We start from the raw sequence: 16,388 nt of genomic DNA on the forward strand, positions 1-16,388 counted from the left end.
GCTATACGTCCGCCAATGACCCGCCGCCCCGCGGCGCCGCCGATGAACGGCCCCCGTTACAATCAATTCATAGTGTCGCCAAAGGTCCGCGTGATCGACGAAAATGGCGATAATCTGGGCGTATTGCTGACCGAGGAAGCGATCGAACAGGCCGGCGAAGTCGGCCTCGATCTCGTCGAAGTGTCTCCCAATGCCGATCCGCCCGTGGCCAAGTTCCTCGATGTCGGCAAGTATAAGTACGAGGCCCAGAAAAAGGCCAATCTCGCGCGCAAGTCCCAAAAGACCCAGGACATCAAAGAGATCAAGATGCGCCCGAACATCGACGATCACGATTACGAAGTGAAGATGAAGAAGGTCTACAGCTTCATCGACGATGGCGACAAGGTGAAGATCACCCTGCGTTTCCGCGGCCGCGAACTCTCGCATCGCGAACTCGGCATGAACCTGCTTGTTCGCGTCCAGGAAGACACCAAGGAAACCGCCAAGGTGGAGGCCCAGCCCAAGATGGAAGGCCGCCAGATGCTGATGGTGCTCGCGCCCAAATAGGATCGGGCGAGGCCGCATCCCGGCTCATGAACAACTGCGGCCAGGCCGCGATTGATCCAGCAAAGCGATAAGGGCATGGGGCGGGCATGACGGCTCCGCGCTATGCCTTTCCGCTGTTCCTTCTCGGCAGCGCAATCCTCTCGGCCGGACCGCTGCTCGTGCGGCTGGCCGATGTCGGCCCCATGCAGTCGGCCTTTTGGCGCCTCGCCATCGGCGCCCCCTTTCTGATCCTGCTGGTTCGCGCGACCGAGGGGCGGTTTCCCTCCCTGCTGCCGCGCAAGGCGGCGGGTTGGCTGCTGCTCGCCGGCTTTTTCTTCGCGGCCGATCTCGCCAGTTGGCATCTCGGCATTCTGCGCACCACGCTCGCCAATTCGACCCTGCTCGCCAATTCGACGGCCTTCCTGTTTCCGATCTGGGGCTATGCGGTCGCCCGGCGCTGGCCGGCACCGCTCGCGGCGCTGGCGCTCCTGCTTGCGGCCACCGGCATCGGGGTGCTGGCGGGAAAATCGGCATCGCTCTCGGCGACGAACCTGCTGGGCGACATGCTGTGCCTGCTCGCCGCTATCTTCTACACCGTCTATCTCGTCGTGATGAGCCGGGCCCGGCAGGGCTTGAGCGCGCTCTCGGCCCTCGTTTCGGCCACCATAGTCGGCGCCGCCTTCCTTCTGCCGGTCGCGCTTTTGGGCGAGGGGGCGTTCTGGCCGCAAAACTGGACGCCGCTCATCATCCTGGCGCTGTCGAGCCAGGTCGCCGGGCAGGGATTGATCATCTACGCCCTGCCGCATCTCCCGCCGCTCGCCAGCGGGGTCGGCCTGCTCGTCCAGCCGCTGCTTTCGGCGCTACTCGGCTTTCTCTGGTTCGGCGAAATCCTGACCGGGATAGACATGACCGGGATGCTGCTGATCTTCGCGGCCATACTTATCGTGCGCCGGCCCAGCACCGCGCGGCCGGCCGTCGAAAAGCGCGTGCCGCCCTCGCTGGGCGGGGCGCAGGCCCCGGACTAACGGCTATTCCTCCGGCAGGACGGCCGGCGGCTCCCAGAGCTCGATGGCATTGCCTTCGGGGTCGTGAACCCGGGCGAACTGGCCATAGGCGCCATCGCCTTCATTCCATTCTTCCTTGCGGATAACCTCGATCCCCGCCGATTCGAGCTGCGCGGTCATCGCCGCCATATCGTCGATTCGCAGGTTGATCATGAACGCCTTGTCGGCCTCGAAATAGTCGCTTGCCTCGCGAAAAGGCGCGAACACGGTCGGCCCGGCGTCCTGAAACCACCAGCCATGGCCCCCCATACCGAAATGTTTCTGATACCAGGCCGTTAATGCGTCGGGGTCCTTCGCTCGGAAAAACAGCCCGCCCAATCCCGTGACAGCCATCCGCAATCCCCTTTTTGCCGTAGCGTTAAACGATTTATTGATAGCCCGTATCGCAGAAAGCCGCCAGTTCGCCCGGTGTTGCCAAAAGGCCGCAGGTCCGGGCCTCTCGCCGAAGGGGGTATTCGAAATACTAGCCTTTTCGCCTGCGGATTCCTAAACCGCGCACAATTATAAAAAAAAGAAAAAATGAAAACTGGAGACGAAGCCATGCGTAAATCGATATTGCTTGCGACCGCCGGTCTTGCGGCGATCGCATCCCCCGCCATTGCGCAAGACACCGAAACGGCAACCGCCGACACCGCCACGGACCAGAATGTCATCGTCGTTATCGCCCAAGGCCGCGAACAGCGGCTGCAGGACGTTCCGATCGCGGTCAGCGCGGTCAACGCCGAAAGCCTTCGCAATTCGGGTGCCAACGACATTCGCCAGCTCAACCAGCTGGCGCCGTCGCTGCTCGTCTCCTCGACGGGCTCGGAGGCCAATGGCTCGGCGCGTATCCGCGGCATCGGCACGGTCGGCGACAATCCCGGCCTCGAAAGCTCGGTCGCGGTGTTCATCGACGGCGTTTATCGTTCGCGCACCGGCTCGGGCCTTAACGAGCTTGGCGAGATCGAACGGATCGAAGTGCTGCGCGGCCCGCAAGGTACGCTGTTCGGCCGCAACGCGTCCGCCGGCCTCATCAACATCGTCAGCGCCTCGCCCGAATTCGATTTCGGCGGCAATGCCGAACTGACCTATGGCAATTTCGACCATATCCGCGCCTCCGCCGGCCTGACCGGCCCGATTGGCGATACGCTCGCCTTCCGCATGGACGGCGTCTATGTGAACCGCGACGGCTTTTACGACGACGTCACCAATGGCGGCACCGTCAACGATCGCGATCGCCTGTTCCTCCGCGGCCAGCTGCTCTGGGAAGCCACGCCCGATCTCTCCTTCCGCTTGATCGGCGATTACACGACCCGCGACGAAGCCTGCTGTGCGGCCGTCTATGCGACGACCGAAATCGCGCCGGCCAATGCGGGGCTGCTCGACCTTTCGAACCCGATCATCGGCGTGATGACGGCGCTGGGCTTCCAGATCCCCTCGCGGAACGACATTTACGAACGGCAGATTTCCGTGTCGCCGGGCCGAACCTATGCCGGCGAGACCGAGGATTACGGCATATCGCTGCAGATGGACTGGGATTTCAGCTGGGGCACGCTGACCTCGATCACCGCCTATCGCGAATATGACAGCAACCAGGCATCGGATACCGATTACGGTACGCTCGACATCCTGTATCGCGCCCCGGGCGACAATGCCTATGGACGCCAGTTCGAGACATTTTCGCAGGAACTCCGCCTTCAGGGCGAAGCGTTCGACGGTGCGCTCGACTGGTTGATCGGCGCCTATTACGCGAACGAAGATCTGACGCTGACCGACAATCTGCGCTTCGGTAACGATTACGGCGCCTTCGCGCCGTGCCGCGTCGTACTGGCCGTCAATGCCGCTCTCATCGATCCGAGCCAGTCGGGCTGTCTGAGTGCCGGCGGGCGCGCATTGTTGACCGGCGCGATGTCGCCGCTCGGCGCCGCGGGACCGCTGGTCGTCGCGGGCCTCGACAATCTCGGAATGATCAACGATCTCGGCGACAATGGATCGCGCTATCTGCAGAACAGCGAAAACTACGCCTTCTTCACGCATAATATCATCAGCATAACCGATAATCTCGATCTGACGATCGGCCTGCGCTACACCAATGAGAACAAGCGCTTCAGCGCAACCTTCAACAACGACAACACGATCTGCCCCGCACAGCGCGCCGCGTTTACGCCGCTGCTCGCCGGGCCGCTCGCGGCATTGGCAGGGGGCATTATCGGCCTTTCCTGCCAGGGCAACTCGTCGTCGGAATTGAACGGCCTTGTGCTCAACGACACGCGCAGCGAGGACGAGATTACCGGTACCGGTATCCTGTCCTATCGGCCTACCGACGACCTGCTGATCTATGGCAGCTATTCGCGCGGTTATAAGGCGGGCGGTTTCAACCTCGATCGTTCGGCGCTCAACAGCCCGCTGCTCAACCCGGCGGTAGCCGGCTCGACGGCGGCGCTGCAGTTCGATCCGGAAATCGTCGACGCCTTCGAAATCGGCGCGAAATACACGATCCCGGGCTTCAGCCTTTCGGCCGCAATCTTCCGGCAGGAATTCTCCAACTTCCAGCTGAATACGTTCAACGGCTCGGTCTTCCTGGTCCAGAATATCAACAGCTGCGGAACGAGCCTGAACGGGGCCGATCGCGACGGCAGCGCCGCCACCGGCGCCTGTGCGCCCGACGATGTCCAGCCCGGCGTCATCTCGCAGGGTATCGAGATCGAAGCGACGCTTTCGCCGATCGACTATGTCAACATGACGGCGGGCGTCACCTATGTCGATGCGAGCTATGAGAACGATCTCATTGGCAACGACAGCGGCGCGCCGCTCGATCCGGCCCTGAACCTGCTGCCCGGCGACAACCTTTCGAACGCACCCGACCTTGTCGTCACCGGCTCGTTCGCCTGGACCCCGCCGATCGGCAATAGCGGCATGAGCGGCCTCTTCTATGTCGATGCCCGCAACACCAGCGGCTTCAACACCGGCTCGGACCTCAGCCCGCAAAAGGAGCAGGAGAGCTTCACGGTCGTGAACGCCCGTATCGGCATCCGCGGCGAAGACCAGCGCTGGGCCCTCGAACTCTGGGCGCAGAACCTGTTCGACGAGAATTACACGCAGGTCGCGTTCAACTCTCCGTTCCAGGCGCCGGCGCAGATCTACTCGGCCTTCCTCGCCGAACCGCGCACCTATGGCATCACGGGCCGCTTCCGCTTCTAGGGCCTATCGCCGAAACCCCCATAGTAGGGGGATATGAAAAGCCCGCGCTCCTGCGAATAGGGAGCGCGGGTTTTTTCTTGGACCCAACAACCAGTTGATGCCCGGCCTCAACACCGGCATGGATATATGATGGCGCTCGATTCCCTGATGGTGAAGATTGCCGTGATCGGCGTGGCCGGTGTCGGCGCGCAGTGGATCGCCTGGCGTACGCAAAAGCCCGCGATCGCCCTGATGCTGATCGTCGGCATCCTGGTCGGCCCGGTCAGCGCGTTCATTCCACTCGAAATATTTCGTGGGGGCCTCATAAATCCCGAAAGAGATTTCGGGGCTCTGATGGAGCCCATCATCAAGCTCGCCGTTGCCGTGATCCTGTTCGAAGGGGGGCTGAGCCTCAACTTCCGGGAACTGCGCCAGGCGGGCTGGGCGGTGATGCGACTCGTTGTGATCGGCGTGCCGGTCGGCTGGGCGCTGGGGACGCTGGCCGGCCATTATGGCGCCGGACTGAGCTGGGGGGTCGCCGCGCTGTTCGGCGGCATTCTCGTCGTCACGGGGCCGACGGTCATCGGGCCGATGCTGCGCACCTTGCGTGTGGGCCCGCGCGTGTCGAACATCCTGAAATGGGAAGGGATCGTCAACGATCCGATCGGCGCGCTGCTCGCCGTCTTCATCTTCGCCTATATCACCTATGGCGGGTCGGGCACCAATATCGCCGCGATCAGCTTCGACGTGCTGGCCTCGACCTTCGTCGCAGCCCTGCTGGGCGCGGCGCTGGGCTGGGGCGTCACCTGGTTCTTTCCGCGCGGCTATGTGCCGGAATATTTGAAAGCGCCGATGCTGCTGATCCTCGTGATCGGCGGTTTCGTGCTCGCCGATATCATCCAGCATGAAACCGGCCTCGTCACCGTCACCATCATGGGCGTGGTGATGGCCAACCGGCCGATGTTCTCCAGCCATGCGCTGCGGCGTTTCAAGGAAGATCTCGCGGTCCTCCTGATCTCCGGCGTGTTCATCATCCTCTCGGCCACGCTCGATTGGGAAGTCATCACCAGCTTCCAGTCCAGCTCGGCCGATCCGCTGGTCGGCATCTTCCGCTTCGCCAGCTTCCTGATCCTGCTGCTGTTCGTCGTCCGCCCGGTGACGGTGCTGACGGCCCTGCTCTTTTCCAGCGTGCCCTGGCGCGAGCGCCTGTTCATCGCCTGGATCGCCCCGCGCGGCATCGTCGCCGTCGCGATCACCGGCCTCTTTGCCATCCGGCTCATCGACTATGGCGTCGAAGGCGCCGAATCGCTGATCCCGCTATCCTTCGGCGTCGTCATCGCCACCATCTTCGCCCATGGCTTCTCGGCGCGATACTGGGCAAGGCGGCTCGGCATCGACCAGGGCGAATCGAACGGCGTGCTTCTGGTCGGCGCCAATCGCTGGACGATCGATTTCGGCGAGCTTCTCCGGAAGATGGAAATTCCCGTCACCATCGCCGATCCGTCGCAATATGCGTTGCGCGCGGCGCGGCGCCGCGAGCTTGACGTCTATCGCGGCGATATCCTTGACGAGGTGACGCAGGAGCATCTCGATCTCGGCCAGTTCCAGGAGCTGATCGCGGCGACCGACAACGACGCATACAACGCGCTGATCTGCGACGATCTCGGCCCCGAAGTGGGGTATGACGCCGTCAGCCAGATCGGCGCCGACCGCGACCGGGCCCCCTATCATGCGCGCGGTCGCGTGCTGATGCGCACCGGACCGACGATCGACGACCTCCTCAAATGCGAAGACGATGGCTGGGTGTTCACCCGCACCAAGATCACCGAAAAATTCGGCATCGAGGATCTGAAGGCCAATCTCGACGAGGAAGCCTTGCTCGTTTGCGTGATGAAGCCGTCGAAAAAGCTGCTCTTCTTCTCGACCGATGCGCGGCCCGTGATCGAGCCGGGCGATATCGTCGTCAGCTACGCCCCGCCTGAAACCCCGGAAAAGATGCAGCGCGAACAGCGCGAAAAGCGGGACCAGCAATCCAAGCCGCTTCCGGGTTAGGGAAAAGCCTAGGCCGCTTCCTTTTCCTGCTGGCCCGGCTCGGCCGCCGCTTCGAGCAGACGCTTCTGCATTGCCTTGAGTTTGGCGGCGTTGGCGATCTTCTCGCCGAAAAGGTCCGTCAGGTAGAAGGTATCGACGGCGCGCTCGCCATAGGTGGCGATATGCGCGGAGCTGATCATAGCCTTGGACTGGAACAGCGCATGGGCGAGGCCGTTCAGCAGCGCGGGCCGATCGAGCGCGTTCACCTCGACGACCGTATAATGGTTCGACGCCTTGTTATCGATCAGCACCAACGGCTCGATATGGAAGGCATCGGCGCGCGGGCGGGGCAGCGGACGGGCCTCCAGCTTTTCCTTCAGCTTGTGCTTGTTCGCGATCGAATCACGGATCGCGGTTTCCAGGCGCTCGAGCTGGCCGGGATCCTGGAAGGTGCCGCCCAGCGGATCCTGGACGAGGATATTGTCGAGCGCCATGCCGTCACGGCTCGTATAGATGCGCGCATCGATGACATTGCCGCCGGCCATGTCGACCGCGCCGGCCAGCCGGAAGAAAAGCCCCGGATGATCGGCCGTGTAGACGGTGACGAGCGTCGCGCCGCGATCCTCGTCGGGCCGCATGACGATCGAAAGCTTGTCGCCCTCCGCATCGGCATCGGCCATCTGCTGCGCGTTGCGTGCCGCCGCCTCGTCATTCTCGGCGATCCAATACGCCTCGGGCATGCGCTTGAAGAGGCTGCTCAGTTTCGTAGCGGACCAGCCGAGCCGCTGCCCGACCGCATCCTGCGCCGCCGCGATCCGCTCTCTGCGTCCATCCTGTTTGTGGCCGAGCCGCAGCCTTTCCTCGGCCAGCTGGTAGAGGTCCGAAAGCAGCTGGCGCTTCCAGTCGTTCCAGACACCTGGCCCCACCGCGCGAATATCGACGACCGTGAGGACCAGCAGCAGTTTCAGGCGCTCGGGACTTTTCACGGCGAGGACGAAATCCTCGATCGCCTTGGGATCGGCAAGATCGCGTTTGAAAGCCGTTGCAGACATCAGCAGATGGTTGCGCACCAGCCAGGCGACCGTCTGCGTTTCCCCGGCATCGAGGCCAAGACGCGGGCAGAGCTTTTCGGCAACCTGGGCACCGAGGATCGAATGGTCGCCGCCGCGACCCTTGGCGATATCGTGGAGCAACACCGCGACATAGAGCACGCGGCGCGAAATCAGCTTCTGCATGATCGCGTGGGAAAGCGGATGATCCTCGATCAGGTCCCCGCTCTCGATCCGCGACAACAGGCCGATCGCGCGGATCGTGTGCTCGTCCACCGTATAGTGATGATACATGTCGAACTGCATCTGCGCGACGACCCGGCCGAAATCGGGAATGAAGCGGCCGAACACGCCGGCCTCGTTCATCCAGCGCAGCACCTTGCCCGGATCCCGCGGGCTGGAAAGGACATCGAGAAACAGCGCGTTCGCGCGCGGATTATCGCGAATCGTGCCGGCGAGTTTCTCGTCGCGATTGGCCTGGCGCATCGTCAGCGGATGGATTTCCAGATCATGCTTGTCGGCCAGCGCGAACAGCTCGATCAAACGCACCGGATCCTTTTTGAAGAAATCGTCGCGGGGCGCCGACAGGCGGCCGCGATCGATGACGAAACCGTGGAGCTTGCGCGGCTTGCGGCGCAGGGTCGGCATCGCAAAGCGGCGGCCGCGCGCACCATATTGTTCGTCGAGATGGGCGAGGAAGACACCGGTCAGGTCGCCCACCTGTTTCGCGACGAGGAAATAATGCTGCATGAAGCGCTCGACCGCCGATTTCCCCGTGCGTTCGGCATAGTGCATGCGGCCGGCGATTTCGGGCTGGACGTCGAAGGTCAGCCGTTCCTCGGGGCGCTTGGAAATGAGGTGCAGGTGACAACGCACGGCGAGCAGGAAATTGCGCGCCTTGCGGAACTGGCGGAGTTCTTCGGCGGTGAGCAGGCCATGTTCGACCAGTTCCCCGAGATCGCGGACCTTGTAGACATAGCGCCCGATCCAGAACAGCGTTTGGAGATCGCGAAGCCCGCCCTTGCCGTCCTTGACATTGGGTTCGACGACGTAGCGGCTGTCGCCCATCCGTGCATGCCGCGTATCGCGTTCCTCCAACTTGTCGCGGGTGAACTCGCGCGCCGTGCCTTCGACGACCTCGGCATAGAAACGGTGCGACGCCTCGTCATAGAGCGCTTCGTCGCCCCAGACATAGCGCGCCTCAAGCAATGCCGTGCGGATCGTGACGTCGCTCTTCGCCATCCGCACCATATCGTCGAGCGAGCGCGAGCTGTGGCCGACCTTCAACCCCAGATCCCAGAGCGTGTAGAGAATCGATTCGATGACCTGCTCGCACCAGCTGGTCTGTTTGTAAGGGGTGAGGAAGCCGATATCGAGATCGGAAAAGGGCGCCATTTCGCTGCGCCCATAGCCGCCGACCGCGATCAGCGAGAGCCGCTCGGCCGCCGAAGGGTTGCTGTTCGAATAGAGCCGCTGGACGGTGAAATCGTAGAGCAGGCGGAGCAGCTGATCGAAAAGAAAGGCATAGCTTTCGACGATCTCGGTGCCGCGGGACGGCTTTTCCGCGAGCCGCGCGGCAATCTGCGCACGCCCCGCATCCATTGCCTCGCGGAGCACGGCTACCGCCGCCTGGCGCAGCGCTGCCGTGCCTTCGGCATCGAGCGCATGCAGCGTCTCGGCGACTTCGCGCCGGTCGATGATCGCGCGGCGGTTGGGGATCGGGGTTTCGACCATGCGGGCTATCTAGGGGTGACCGCCGCGAACCGCCACCCTCATCCGCCTGCCTCGTCCGCCAGCCGTTTAAGCCGGTAGACCAGATCGAGCGCGTCGCGCGGGGTGAGGTCGTCGGCATGGACCGCGTCCAGCGCCTCGCGTAGCGGGTCGCCGGCATCCTCTTCCATCTGCGGCACATCGGCGGCGAAGAGAGGCAGATCGTCGAGCCCCGCGGCGATCCCGCCGGTCGCCTCGCGCCCGGCTTCGAGCTTGGCAAGCACCGCCTTGGCGCGGCCCACTGTTTCCTTCGGCAGCCCGGCCAGCTTGGCGACGGCGAGGCCGTAGCTGCGATCCGCCGGTCCTTCGGCCAGTTCGTGCAGCAACACGAGATCGCCCTGCCATTCACGCGCGCGGACATGGCGCAGCGAAAGCGCGTCGAGCCGTTCGGCGAGCCGGGTCAGTTCGTGATAATGGGTCGCGAACAGGCAGCGGCATTTGTTCACGTCATGCACGGCCTCGACCACCGCCCAGGCGATGGCGAGCCCATCATAGGTGGAGGTACCGCGCCCGACCTCGTCGAGGATGACGAAGCTGTGTTCGGTCGCCTGGGCGAGAATCGCCGCGGTCTCGACCATCTCGACCATGAAGGTGGACCGGCCGCGCGCGAGATTGTCCGACGCGCCGACGCGGCTGAAGAGCTTGTCGACGATGCCGAGCTTGGCCGATTGCGCCGGGACGTAGCTTCCCGCCTGGGCGAGCACGGCGATCAGCGCATTCTGCCGCAGGAAGGTCGATTTGCCGCCCATATTGGGACCGGTCACCAGCCAGAGCCGTTCCTCGGGCGCGAGCGCGCAATCATTGGCGACGAAGCGTTCGCCCTGCCGCTCGACCGCCATCTCGACTACCGGATGCCGCCCGCCTTCGACAGCGAAGCACGGTTCGGCCGTAAGCCGGGGCCGCGTCCAGCCGCGCAGAGCGGCCTGCTCGGCGAGCGCGGACGCCACATCGAGCCGGGCGAGCGCATCGGCGGTCGCCGCGATGGCATCCCTGTCCCTCAGCGTTCGGGCGATCAGCTCTTCGAGATGCGCGGCCTCGGCGGCAAGTGCGTGCGCTCCGGCCTGCATTACGCGCTGCGCTTCCTCGTGCAGCTCGGGCGCGTTGAAGCGCACGACACCGGCCAGGGTCTGGCGATGGGTGAAGCCCGAATCCGCCGCCATCAAGGCGTCGGCATGTTTCGAGGGCACTTCGATATGATAACCGAGGACGTTGTTGTGCTTGATCTTGAGGCTCGCAATGCCTCGCGCTTCCCGATAGCGCGCTTCGAGCGCGGCAATCGCGCGCCGCCCGTCGCCCGCCGTTTCACGCAGATCGTCCAGCGCCGCGTCGTACCCCTCGGCGATATAGCCACCCTGCGCGGTATCGATCGGCGGCGAAGGGACGAGCGCGCGCGCCAGATGATCGCTGAGCGCGCCATGGCCGGTGAGCCGGGGCAGCGTTTCGGCGAGCAGGGCGGGAGGCTCGTCGATCCGCGCAAGCGCCTCATGAAGGTCGCGCGCGGCGTAAAGACCGTCGCGGAGCAGGCCGAGATCGCGGGGGCTGCCGCGACCGGCAACCAGCCGGCCAAGCGCGCGGCCGATATCCGGGAGCGCCTTCAGCGCCGCGCGCAGATGGTCGCGCCGCCCGGCATCGCTTTCGAACAGCGCAACGAGATCGAGCCGCGCCTCGATGGCATCGGTCGTTGTAAGTGGCGCGGCGATATCGACGGCGAGCAGCCGCGCGCCGGCGCCCGTTACCGTCCGGTCGATGGCGGACAGCAGGCTGCCACCGCGATTGCCGCTGGCCGAATGGGTGAGCTCCAGGCTCTCGCGCGTCGCCGCGTCGATCAGCATATAGTCGCCCGCGCGGTGGTGGCGCGGCGGCTGAAGGAAGGGCAGCGCACCCTGGCCCGCGCTATCGAGATAGGCGAGGAGGCCGCCGGCCGCGGCGAGCTCGGCGCGGTCGAACTGGCCGAAACCATCCAGCGTCGCGACGCCGAACACGGTTTTCAGCCGCCGCTCGGCCTCGATGCTGCTGAAATCGCTCCTGGCGCAGATATGGGCGTCGTCGGGCGCGCGTTCGAAGCCCTCGGGCGCGATGATCTCGGCCGCGCCGAGGCGCGCGAGTTCGGCGTCGAGCATCGCTATTGGTGCCGATGAAAGTTCGAACCGCCCGGTAGAGATGTCGGCGGCGGCGATACCGATATCGCCGCCCGCTTCGGCGACCGCGACCAGCCAGTTGGAAGCGCGGGCATCGAGCAGCGTCTCTTCGGTCAGGGTCCCCGCGGTGACAATGCGAACGATCGCGCGGGCGACCAGCGCCTTGGCGGCCCTCCCCTCTTTCCTGGCGCGTTTCTTCGCTTCTTCGGGCGTTTCGGTCTGGTCGGCGATGGCGACCCGGTGCCCCGCCTTGATCAGCCGCGCGAGATAGGCCTCATGGCTGTGCGCGGGGACGCCGCACATCGGAATCGGCTCGCCGTCATGCTCGCCGCGCGCGGTGAGCGCGATATCGAGCGTCGCCGCCGCCCGTTTCGCATCCTCGAAAAACAGCTCGAAAAAATCGCCCATCCGGTAGAAGAGCAGGCAATCGGGCACGCTTTCCTTGAGCGCCAGATACTGCGCCATCATCGGCGTCGGCCCGTCCTTTTTCGCGGACCCGGCCTCGCCGCGCGATTTTACCCGTGTTGCCATTGGATTCGCAGGGATAGCGACTTGCCGCCGCCGCCGCCATGCCTCAAAAGGCGGCACCGGGGAAACCCGCGCCTTATCCACCGCTTCGTCCACAGGGGAAGACAATGAGCGAGAAGAGCAATGTCGAGTTTTCGGAACGCGAGGCCCTGCTTTTCCACTCCTATGGACGCCCCGGCAAGATCGAGATCGTCGCCTCGAAGCCGATGGCGACCCAGCGCGACCTGGCGCTCGCCTATTCGCCGGGCGTCGCCGTCCCGGTAAAGGCGATCGCCGAAGATCCTGCCAAGGCCTATGACTATACCGCCAAGGGCAATCTGGTCGCCGTCATCTCCAACGGCACGGCGATACTCGGGCTCGGCAATCTCGGCGCGCTCGCCTCGAAACCGGTGATGGAGGGCAAAGCCGTGCTCTTCAAGCGTTTCGCCGATGTCGATTCGATCGATATCGAGCTCGATACCGAGGATGTCGACAAGTTCATTTCCGCCGTCGAGATCATGGAGCCGAGCTTCGGTGGCATCAATCTGGAAGATATCGGCGCGCCGGCCTGCTTCATCATCGAGCAGACGCTGAAGGAGCGGATGAACATCCCGGTCTTTCACGACGACCAGCACGGCACCGCGATCATCTCGGCGGCGGGCCTCATCAACGCGCTGCACCTGACCGGGCGGGACATCAAGAACGCCCGCATGGTGGTGAACGGCGCGGGCGCGGCGGCCATCGCCTGCACGGAGCTGATCAAGGCGATGGGCATGCCGCACGACAATGTCATCATGTGCGATCGCAAGGGCGTCATCTACCAGGGACGCGAGGAAGGGATGGACCAGTGGAAATCCGCCCATGCCGCGAATACCGACGCCCGCACATTGGAAGAGGCCCTGTCCGGCGCCGATATCTTCCTCGGCCTGTCCGCGGCGGGCGCCTTGGAGCCGTCCATGGTCATGGAGATGGCCAAGCAGCCGATCATTTTCGCCATGGCCAATCCCGATCCCGAAATCACGCCGCCCGAGGCGAAGGAAGCGCGGCCCGACGCGATCATCGCGACCGGCCGCTCGGATTATCCCAACCAGGTCAACAATGTTCTCGGCTTTCCCTTCATTTTCCGCGGCGCGCTGGATGTGCGGGCCACCACGATCAACGACGAGATGAAGATTGCCGCGGCCCAGGCCATTGCCGCACTGGCGCGCCAGCAGGTGCCCGAAGAAGTCGCCGCCGCCTACGGCACGTCGCACAGCTTCGGCCCCGATTACATCATACCCGCGCCCTTCGATCCCCGGCTGATGGAAATCGTTCCGGCCGCGGTCGCGCAGGCGGCGATGGATTCGGGTGTCGCCCGCTTGCCGATCCTCGACATGGACGAATATCGCCACACGCTCAAAGCGCGGCTGAACCCGACGACATCGGTGCTGACGCTGGCCTATGAGCAGGCGCGCGCGCAGCCGCGCCGGGTGCTGTTCGCCGAGGGCGAGGAGGAAGTGGTGATGCGCGCCGCAATCCAGTTCCGCGACGGCGGGTATGGCGTGCCGGTGCTGGTCGGCCGCGACGACGTGCCGGACCGGCTGCGCGCGCTCGGCGTCGAAGACCCGGAAAGCATCGAATACCACAACAGCCGCAATTCGCCGCTCGTCCCGCAGATGGTCGACTATCTCTACGAGCGGCTCCAGCGGCGCGGTTATCTGCGGCGCGATTGCGAACGGCTGGTGAACCAGGATCGCAACATCTTCGCCGCGCTGCTGCTGGAACTCGGCGAGGCCGATGTGATGATCACCGGCGTCACCCGCCAGTACAGCCAGTCGCTAAGCCAGGTGATGAAGGTGATCGACCCGGCGGCAGGCCGCCGCCCCTTCGGCATCCATGTTCTCGTCGGCAAGCATCATACCGTGTTCATGGCCGACACCACGGTGAACGAGCGCCCCTCGCCCGAACTGCTAGCCGACATCGCCGAACAGACGGCCGCGGTGGCCCGGCGCATGGGCCACGAGCCGCGCGTCGCCTTTCTCTCCTATTCGACCTTCGGCAACCCATCGGGCAACTGGCTGGAGAATATCCGCGAGGCGGTGGCGCTGCTCGACGCGCGCGGCGTGAGCTTCGAATATGAAGGGGAAATGGCGCCGGACGTCGCGCTAAACCCCAGGCTGATGGAAAATTATCCGTTCAGCCGCCTGTCGCAGCCCGCCAATGTGCTGGTGATGCCCGGCCTGCAATCGGCCAATCTCAGCGCCAAGCTGCTGCGCGAACTGGGCGGCGACCATGTCATCGGGCCGATGCTGATCGGCATGGAAAAGCCGGTTCAGATCGCCACCATGTCGGCGGCGGCAAGCGAGCTGGTAACTCTGGCCGTACTCGCGGCGGGCGGAATAGCGCGGTAGCCCGTCAGGTTGGTCTGTCGGCCGGGCTCGACCAACCGACCCCCTAACCCTGCGGGTTATCGGCCGTACCGCCGCCCTGGTTGGAGCGGCCGACCTGGCCGATATTGCCGAACAGTTCCTGGAAGAAGCTGCGGTTGCGGCCCAGGGTCGGCGTTTCCTCGCCCCACGGATTCACAAAGGCGACCTGCTCCATGCCGATATGATCGACGGTGGCGACATTGCCCTGGGGATCGAAGCGCACGGCAATAATATCCTGCGCGACCGGGCGGGGATTGGCGAAGGCGAGCTGGCGGGTGTCGCGCGCCACATAATACCAGACCGGGGTTTCGCCGGGCTGGGTGAACTGGCTGGTAAAGGTCGGCCGGCCCAGGGTCGCTTCGACCGAGGCGCGGTTGTCGATCCCCGGTTCCACCGAATTGATCAGCAGCTGTTCGCCGATATAGCCTTGATGATAGCGAACCCGCGCGCAGCCGCTCGTCACGACGCTCGTCGCCATCAGCGCCGCCAGCGTGGCGATCATCGGGATAAGCCGCACATTCCGGGCCATTACAGTCTCCTTACGCGCAACGGCCCGTTACATCCGGCCATTGCAACTTGAAATCGGGCGCTCAATATGCGGAAGGAGGCCGCGATAGCAAGGCCGCATCGCAACGGGAGCCCCGCGCAAACCATGTCTTTCCTTACCCGCCTGTTCGGCCGCGACCGGCCCCGCGAGGCCCTTGCACCGCTTTACCGCGCTATCGTCGGCCATGCGCGCGATCCGCGCTGGTATAGCGAGGGCGGCGTCCCCGACACGCAGGACGGCCGGTTCGACATGATCGCCGCGATTCTCTCGCTCGTGCTCATCCGTATCGAAGCCGAGGGCGAAGCGCATGCATCGGAAAGCGCGCTGCTGACCGAAGTCTTCATCGACGATATGGACAGCCAGCTGCGGCAGCTCGGCATCGGCGACGTCATCGTCGGCAAGCATATCGGCAAGATGATGGGCGCGCTCGGCGGCCGGATGGCGGCCTATCGCGAAGGTTTCGCGCCGGGCGGCGATCCGAGCGAGGCGCTGGCGCGCAATCTCTACCGGGGCGAGGCCCCCGGCGCTGCGGAGCAGGCATTTGCCGCCGCGCGGCTCGAGGGCTTTGCCGCCGACCTCAAGACGACGGCCGCCGACGCAGTGCTGGCCGGGGCGCTGCCGGCACTGGCATGAGCGCGCCGCCCGAATTTTCCCGCCCGCTGCCGCTCGACGCGCTGGGCGCAGGCGAGATCGAAAGGACGATCGAGGCCGATGCGGGCGAATGCGCGGCGCTGGCGACGCGATTCGGGCTCGAGGCGATCGAGAGGCTGGCCGCGCGCGCCATTGTGCGGCGCGACGGCCCGGCGGTGTTCGCGAAGGGGCAGGTAGAGGCCAGCGTCGTGCAGGCCTGTGTGGTGACCGGGGATCCGGTGCCCGGCGAGATCGCGGAGCCCTTCGACCTGCGCTTCGTGCCCGAGGGGCAGGCCGATGGCGCGGAGGAAGAGATCGAACTCAGCGCCGAGGAATGCGAGACGCTTTTCTATGACGGCAATGCCGTCGATCTCGGCGAAGCCGCCGCGCAGACCATGGCGCTGGCGCTCGACCCGTTTCCGCGGAGCGGGGACGCCGGCGATGCACTGCGCGAAGCCGGCGTGATCAGCGAGGAAGAGGCCGGGCCCTTCGGCGCGCTGAAGGGCTTGCGGGACAAGCTGGCCGGGAAGGACTGACCGCCGCGCCCCGGGCGGGGCCGA

General features: G+C 64.8%; 11 protein-coding genes. 7 read left to right on the forward strand and 4 right to left on the reverse strand.

What is annotated here, in order from left to right; genetic code table 11:
* Window positions 1-15 precede the first annotated feature (15 nt).
* Window positions 16-546 (forward strand): translation initiation factor IF-3, encoded by a 531-nt coding sequence (infC, locus tag H6P80_RS01110; RefSeq protein ID WP_185799514.1) that lies wholly within the window; start codon window positions 16-18, stop codon window positions 544-546.
* An 86-nt stretch (window positions 547-632) separates the two neighbouring features.
* The gene (locus H6P80_RS01115) at window positions 633-1,550 is read left to right on the forward strand and encodes a DMT family transporter (protein ID WP_185799515.1); all 918 of its coding nucleotides are present in this window, start codon (window positions 633-635) and stop codon (window positions 1,548-1,550) included.
* 3 nt (window positions 1,551-1,553) lie between these two features.
* Here H6P80_RS01115 and H6P80_RS01120 read toward each other — a convergent pair whose 3' ends face one another.
* Window positions 1,554-1,922 (reverse strand): VOC family protein, encoded by a 369-nt coding sequence (locus H6P80_RS01120; protein ID WP_185799516.1) that lies wholly within the window; start codon window positions 1,920-1,922, stop codon window positions 1,554-1,556.
* A gap of 207 nt (window positions 1,923-2,129) precedes the next feature.
* On the opposite strand from H6P80_RS01120, the gene H6P80_RS01125 reads away from it, so the two are divergent.
* The gene (locus H6P80_RS01125; protein ID WP_185799517.1) at window positions 2,130-4,769 is read left to right on the forward strand and encodes a TonB-dependent receptor; all 2,640 of its coding nucleotides are present in this window, start codon (window positions 2,130-2,132) and stop codon (window positions 4,767-4,769) included.
* Window positions 4,770-4,898: 129 nt separating this feature from the next.
* Complete coding sequence (locus H6P80_RS01130) at window positions 4,899-6,800, forward strand: cation:proton antiporter (RefSeq protein ID WP_328804911.1); 1,902 nt, start codon at window positions 4,899-4,901, stop codon at window positions 6,798-6,800.
* 8 nt (window positions 6,801-6,808) lie between these two features.
* On the opposite strand, the gene H6P80_RS01135 is transcribed toward H6P80_RS01130, so the two are convergent.
* Window positions 6,809-9,562 carry a [protein-PII] uridylyltransferase gene (locus H6P80_RS01135; RefSeq protein ID WP_185799519.1) on the reverse strand — a complete coding sequence of 918 codons (2,754 nt, stop codon included), beginning with the start codon at window positions 9,560-9,562 and terminating at the stop codon, window positions 6,809-6,811.
* Window positions 9,563-9,600: 38 nt separating this feature from the next.
* The gene (mutS, locus tag H6P80_RS01140) at window positions 9,601-12,267 is read right to left on the reverse strand and encodes a DNA mismatch repair protein MutS (protein WP_456238496.1); all 2,667 of its coding nucleotides are present in this window, start codon (window positions 12,265-12,267) and stop codon (window positions 9,601-9,603) included.
* A gap of 104 nt (window positions 12,268-12,371) precedes the next feature.
* On the opposite strand from mutS, the gene H6P80_RS01145 reads away from it, so the two are divergent.
* Window positions 12,372-14,633, forward strand: a complete 2,262-nt coding sequence (locus H6P80_RS01145) for an NADP-dependent malic enzyme (RefSeq protein WP_185799520.1) — start codon at window positions 12,372-12,374, stop codon at window positions 14,631-14,633.
* Window positions 14,634-14,676: 43 nt separating this feature from the next.
* Here H6P80_RS01145 and H6P80_RS01150 read toward each other — a convergent pair whose 3' ends face one another.
* Window positions 14,677-15,180 (reverse strand): outer membrane protein assembly factor BamE, encoded by a 504-nt coding sequence (locus tag H6P80_RS01150; protein ID WP_185799521.1) that lies wholly within the window; start codon window positions 15,178-15,180, stop codon window positions 14,677-14,679.
* A gap of 123 nt (window positions 15,181-15,303) precedes the next feature.
* Between H6P80_RS01150 and H6P80_RS01155 the strand changes: the two genes are divergently transcribed.
* Together H6P80_RS01155 and H6P80_RS01160 are read left to right on the forward strand one after the other, a co-directional pair.
* A complete protein-coding gene (locus H6P80_RS01155; protein ID WP_185799522.1) occupies window positions 15,304-15,831 on the forward strand; it encodes a ubiquinol-cytochrome C chaperone family protein in 528 nt (175 codons plus the stop codon).
* Window positions 15,828-16,364, forward strand: a complete 537-nt coding sequence (locus H6P80_RS01160; RefSeq protein ID WP_185799523.1) for a YceD family protein — start codon at window positions 15,828-15,830, stop codon at window positions 16,362-16,364. Before H6P80_RS01155 ends, H6P80_RS01160 begins: the two co-directional genes overlap by 4 nt.
* Window positions 16,365-16,388: the final 24 nt, after the last annotated feature.

It is taken from the genome of Parasphingopyxis marina (assembly GCF_014237875.1).
In the GTDB taxonomy this organism is placed as follows: Bacteria; Pseudomonadota; Alphaproteobacteria; order Sphingomonadales; family Sphingomonadaceae; genus Parasphingopyxis; species Parasphingopyxis marina.

What these genes read in the sequence shown, in the direction of transcription:
- H6P80_RS01155 (WP_185799522.1), top strand. Translation starts at nt 15,304, where the DNA reads ATGTCTTTCCTTACCCGCCTGTTCGGCCGCGACCGGCCCCGCGAGGCC.
- H6P80_RS01145 (WP_185799520.1), top strand. Translation starts at nt 12,372, where the DNA reads ATGAGCGAGAAGAGCAATGTCGAGTTTTCGGAACGCGAGGCCCTGCTT.
- H6P80_RS01150 (WP_185799521.1), bottom strand. Translation starts at nt 15,180, where the DNA reads ATGGCCCGGAATGTGCGGCTTATCCCGATGATCGCCACGCTGGCGGCG.
- H6P80_RS01160 (WP_185799523.1), top strand. Translation starts at nt 15,828, where the DNA reads ATGAGCGCGCCGCCCGAATTTTCCCGCCCGCTGCCGCTCGACGCGCTG.
- H6P80_RS01120 (WP_185799516.1), bottom strand. Translation starts at nt 1,922, where the DNA reads ATGGCTGTCACGGGATTGGGCGGGCTGTTTTTCCGAGCGAAGGACCCC.
- H6P80_RS01125 (WP_185799517.1), top strand. Translation starts at nt 2,130, where the DNA reads ATGCGTAAATCGATATTGCTTGCGACCGCCGGTCTTGCGGCGATCGCA.
- H6P80_RS01130 (WP_328804911.1), top strand. Translation starts at nt 4,899, where the DNA reads ATGGCGCTCGATTCCCTGATGGTGAAGATTGCCGTGATCGGCGTGGCC.
- H6P80_RS01115 (WP_185799515.1), top strand. Translation starts at nt 633, where the DNA reads ATGACGGCTCCGCGCTATGCCTTTCCGCTGTTCCTTCTCGGCAGCGCA.
- infC (WP_185799514.1), top strand. Translation starts at nt 16, where the DNA reads ATGACCCGCCGCCCCGCGGCGCCGCCGATGAACGGCCCCCGTTACAAT.
- H6P80_RS01135 (WP_185799519.1), bottom strand. Translation starts at nt 9,562, where the DNA reads ATGGTCGAAACCCCGATCCCCAACCGCCGCGCGATCATCGACCGGCGC.
- mutS (WP_456238496.1), bottom strand. Translation starts at nt 12,267, where the DNA reads ATGGCAACACGGGTAAAATCGCGCGGCGAGGCCGGGTCCGCGAAAAAG.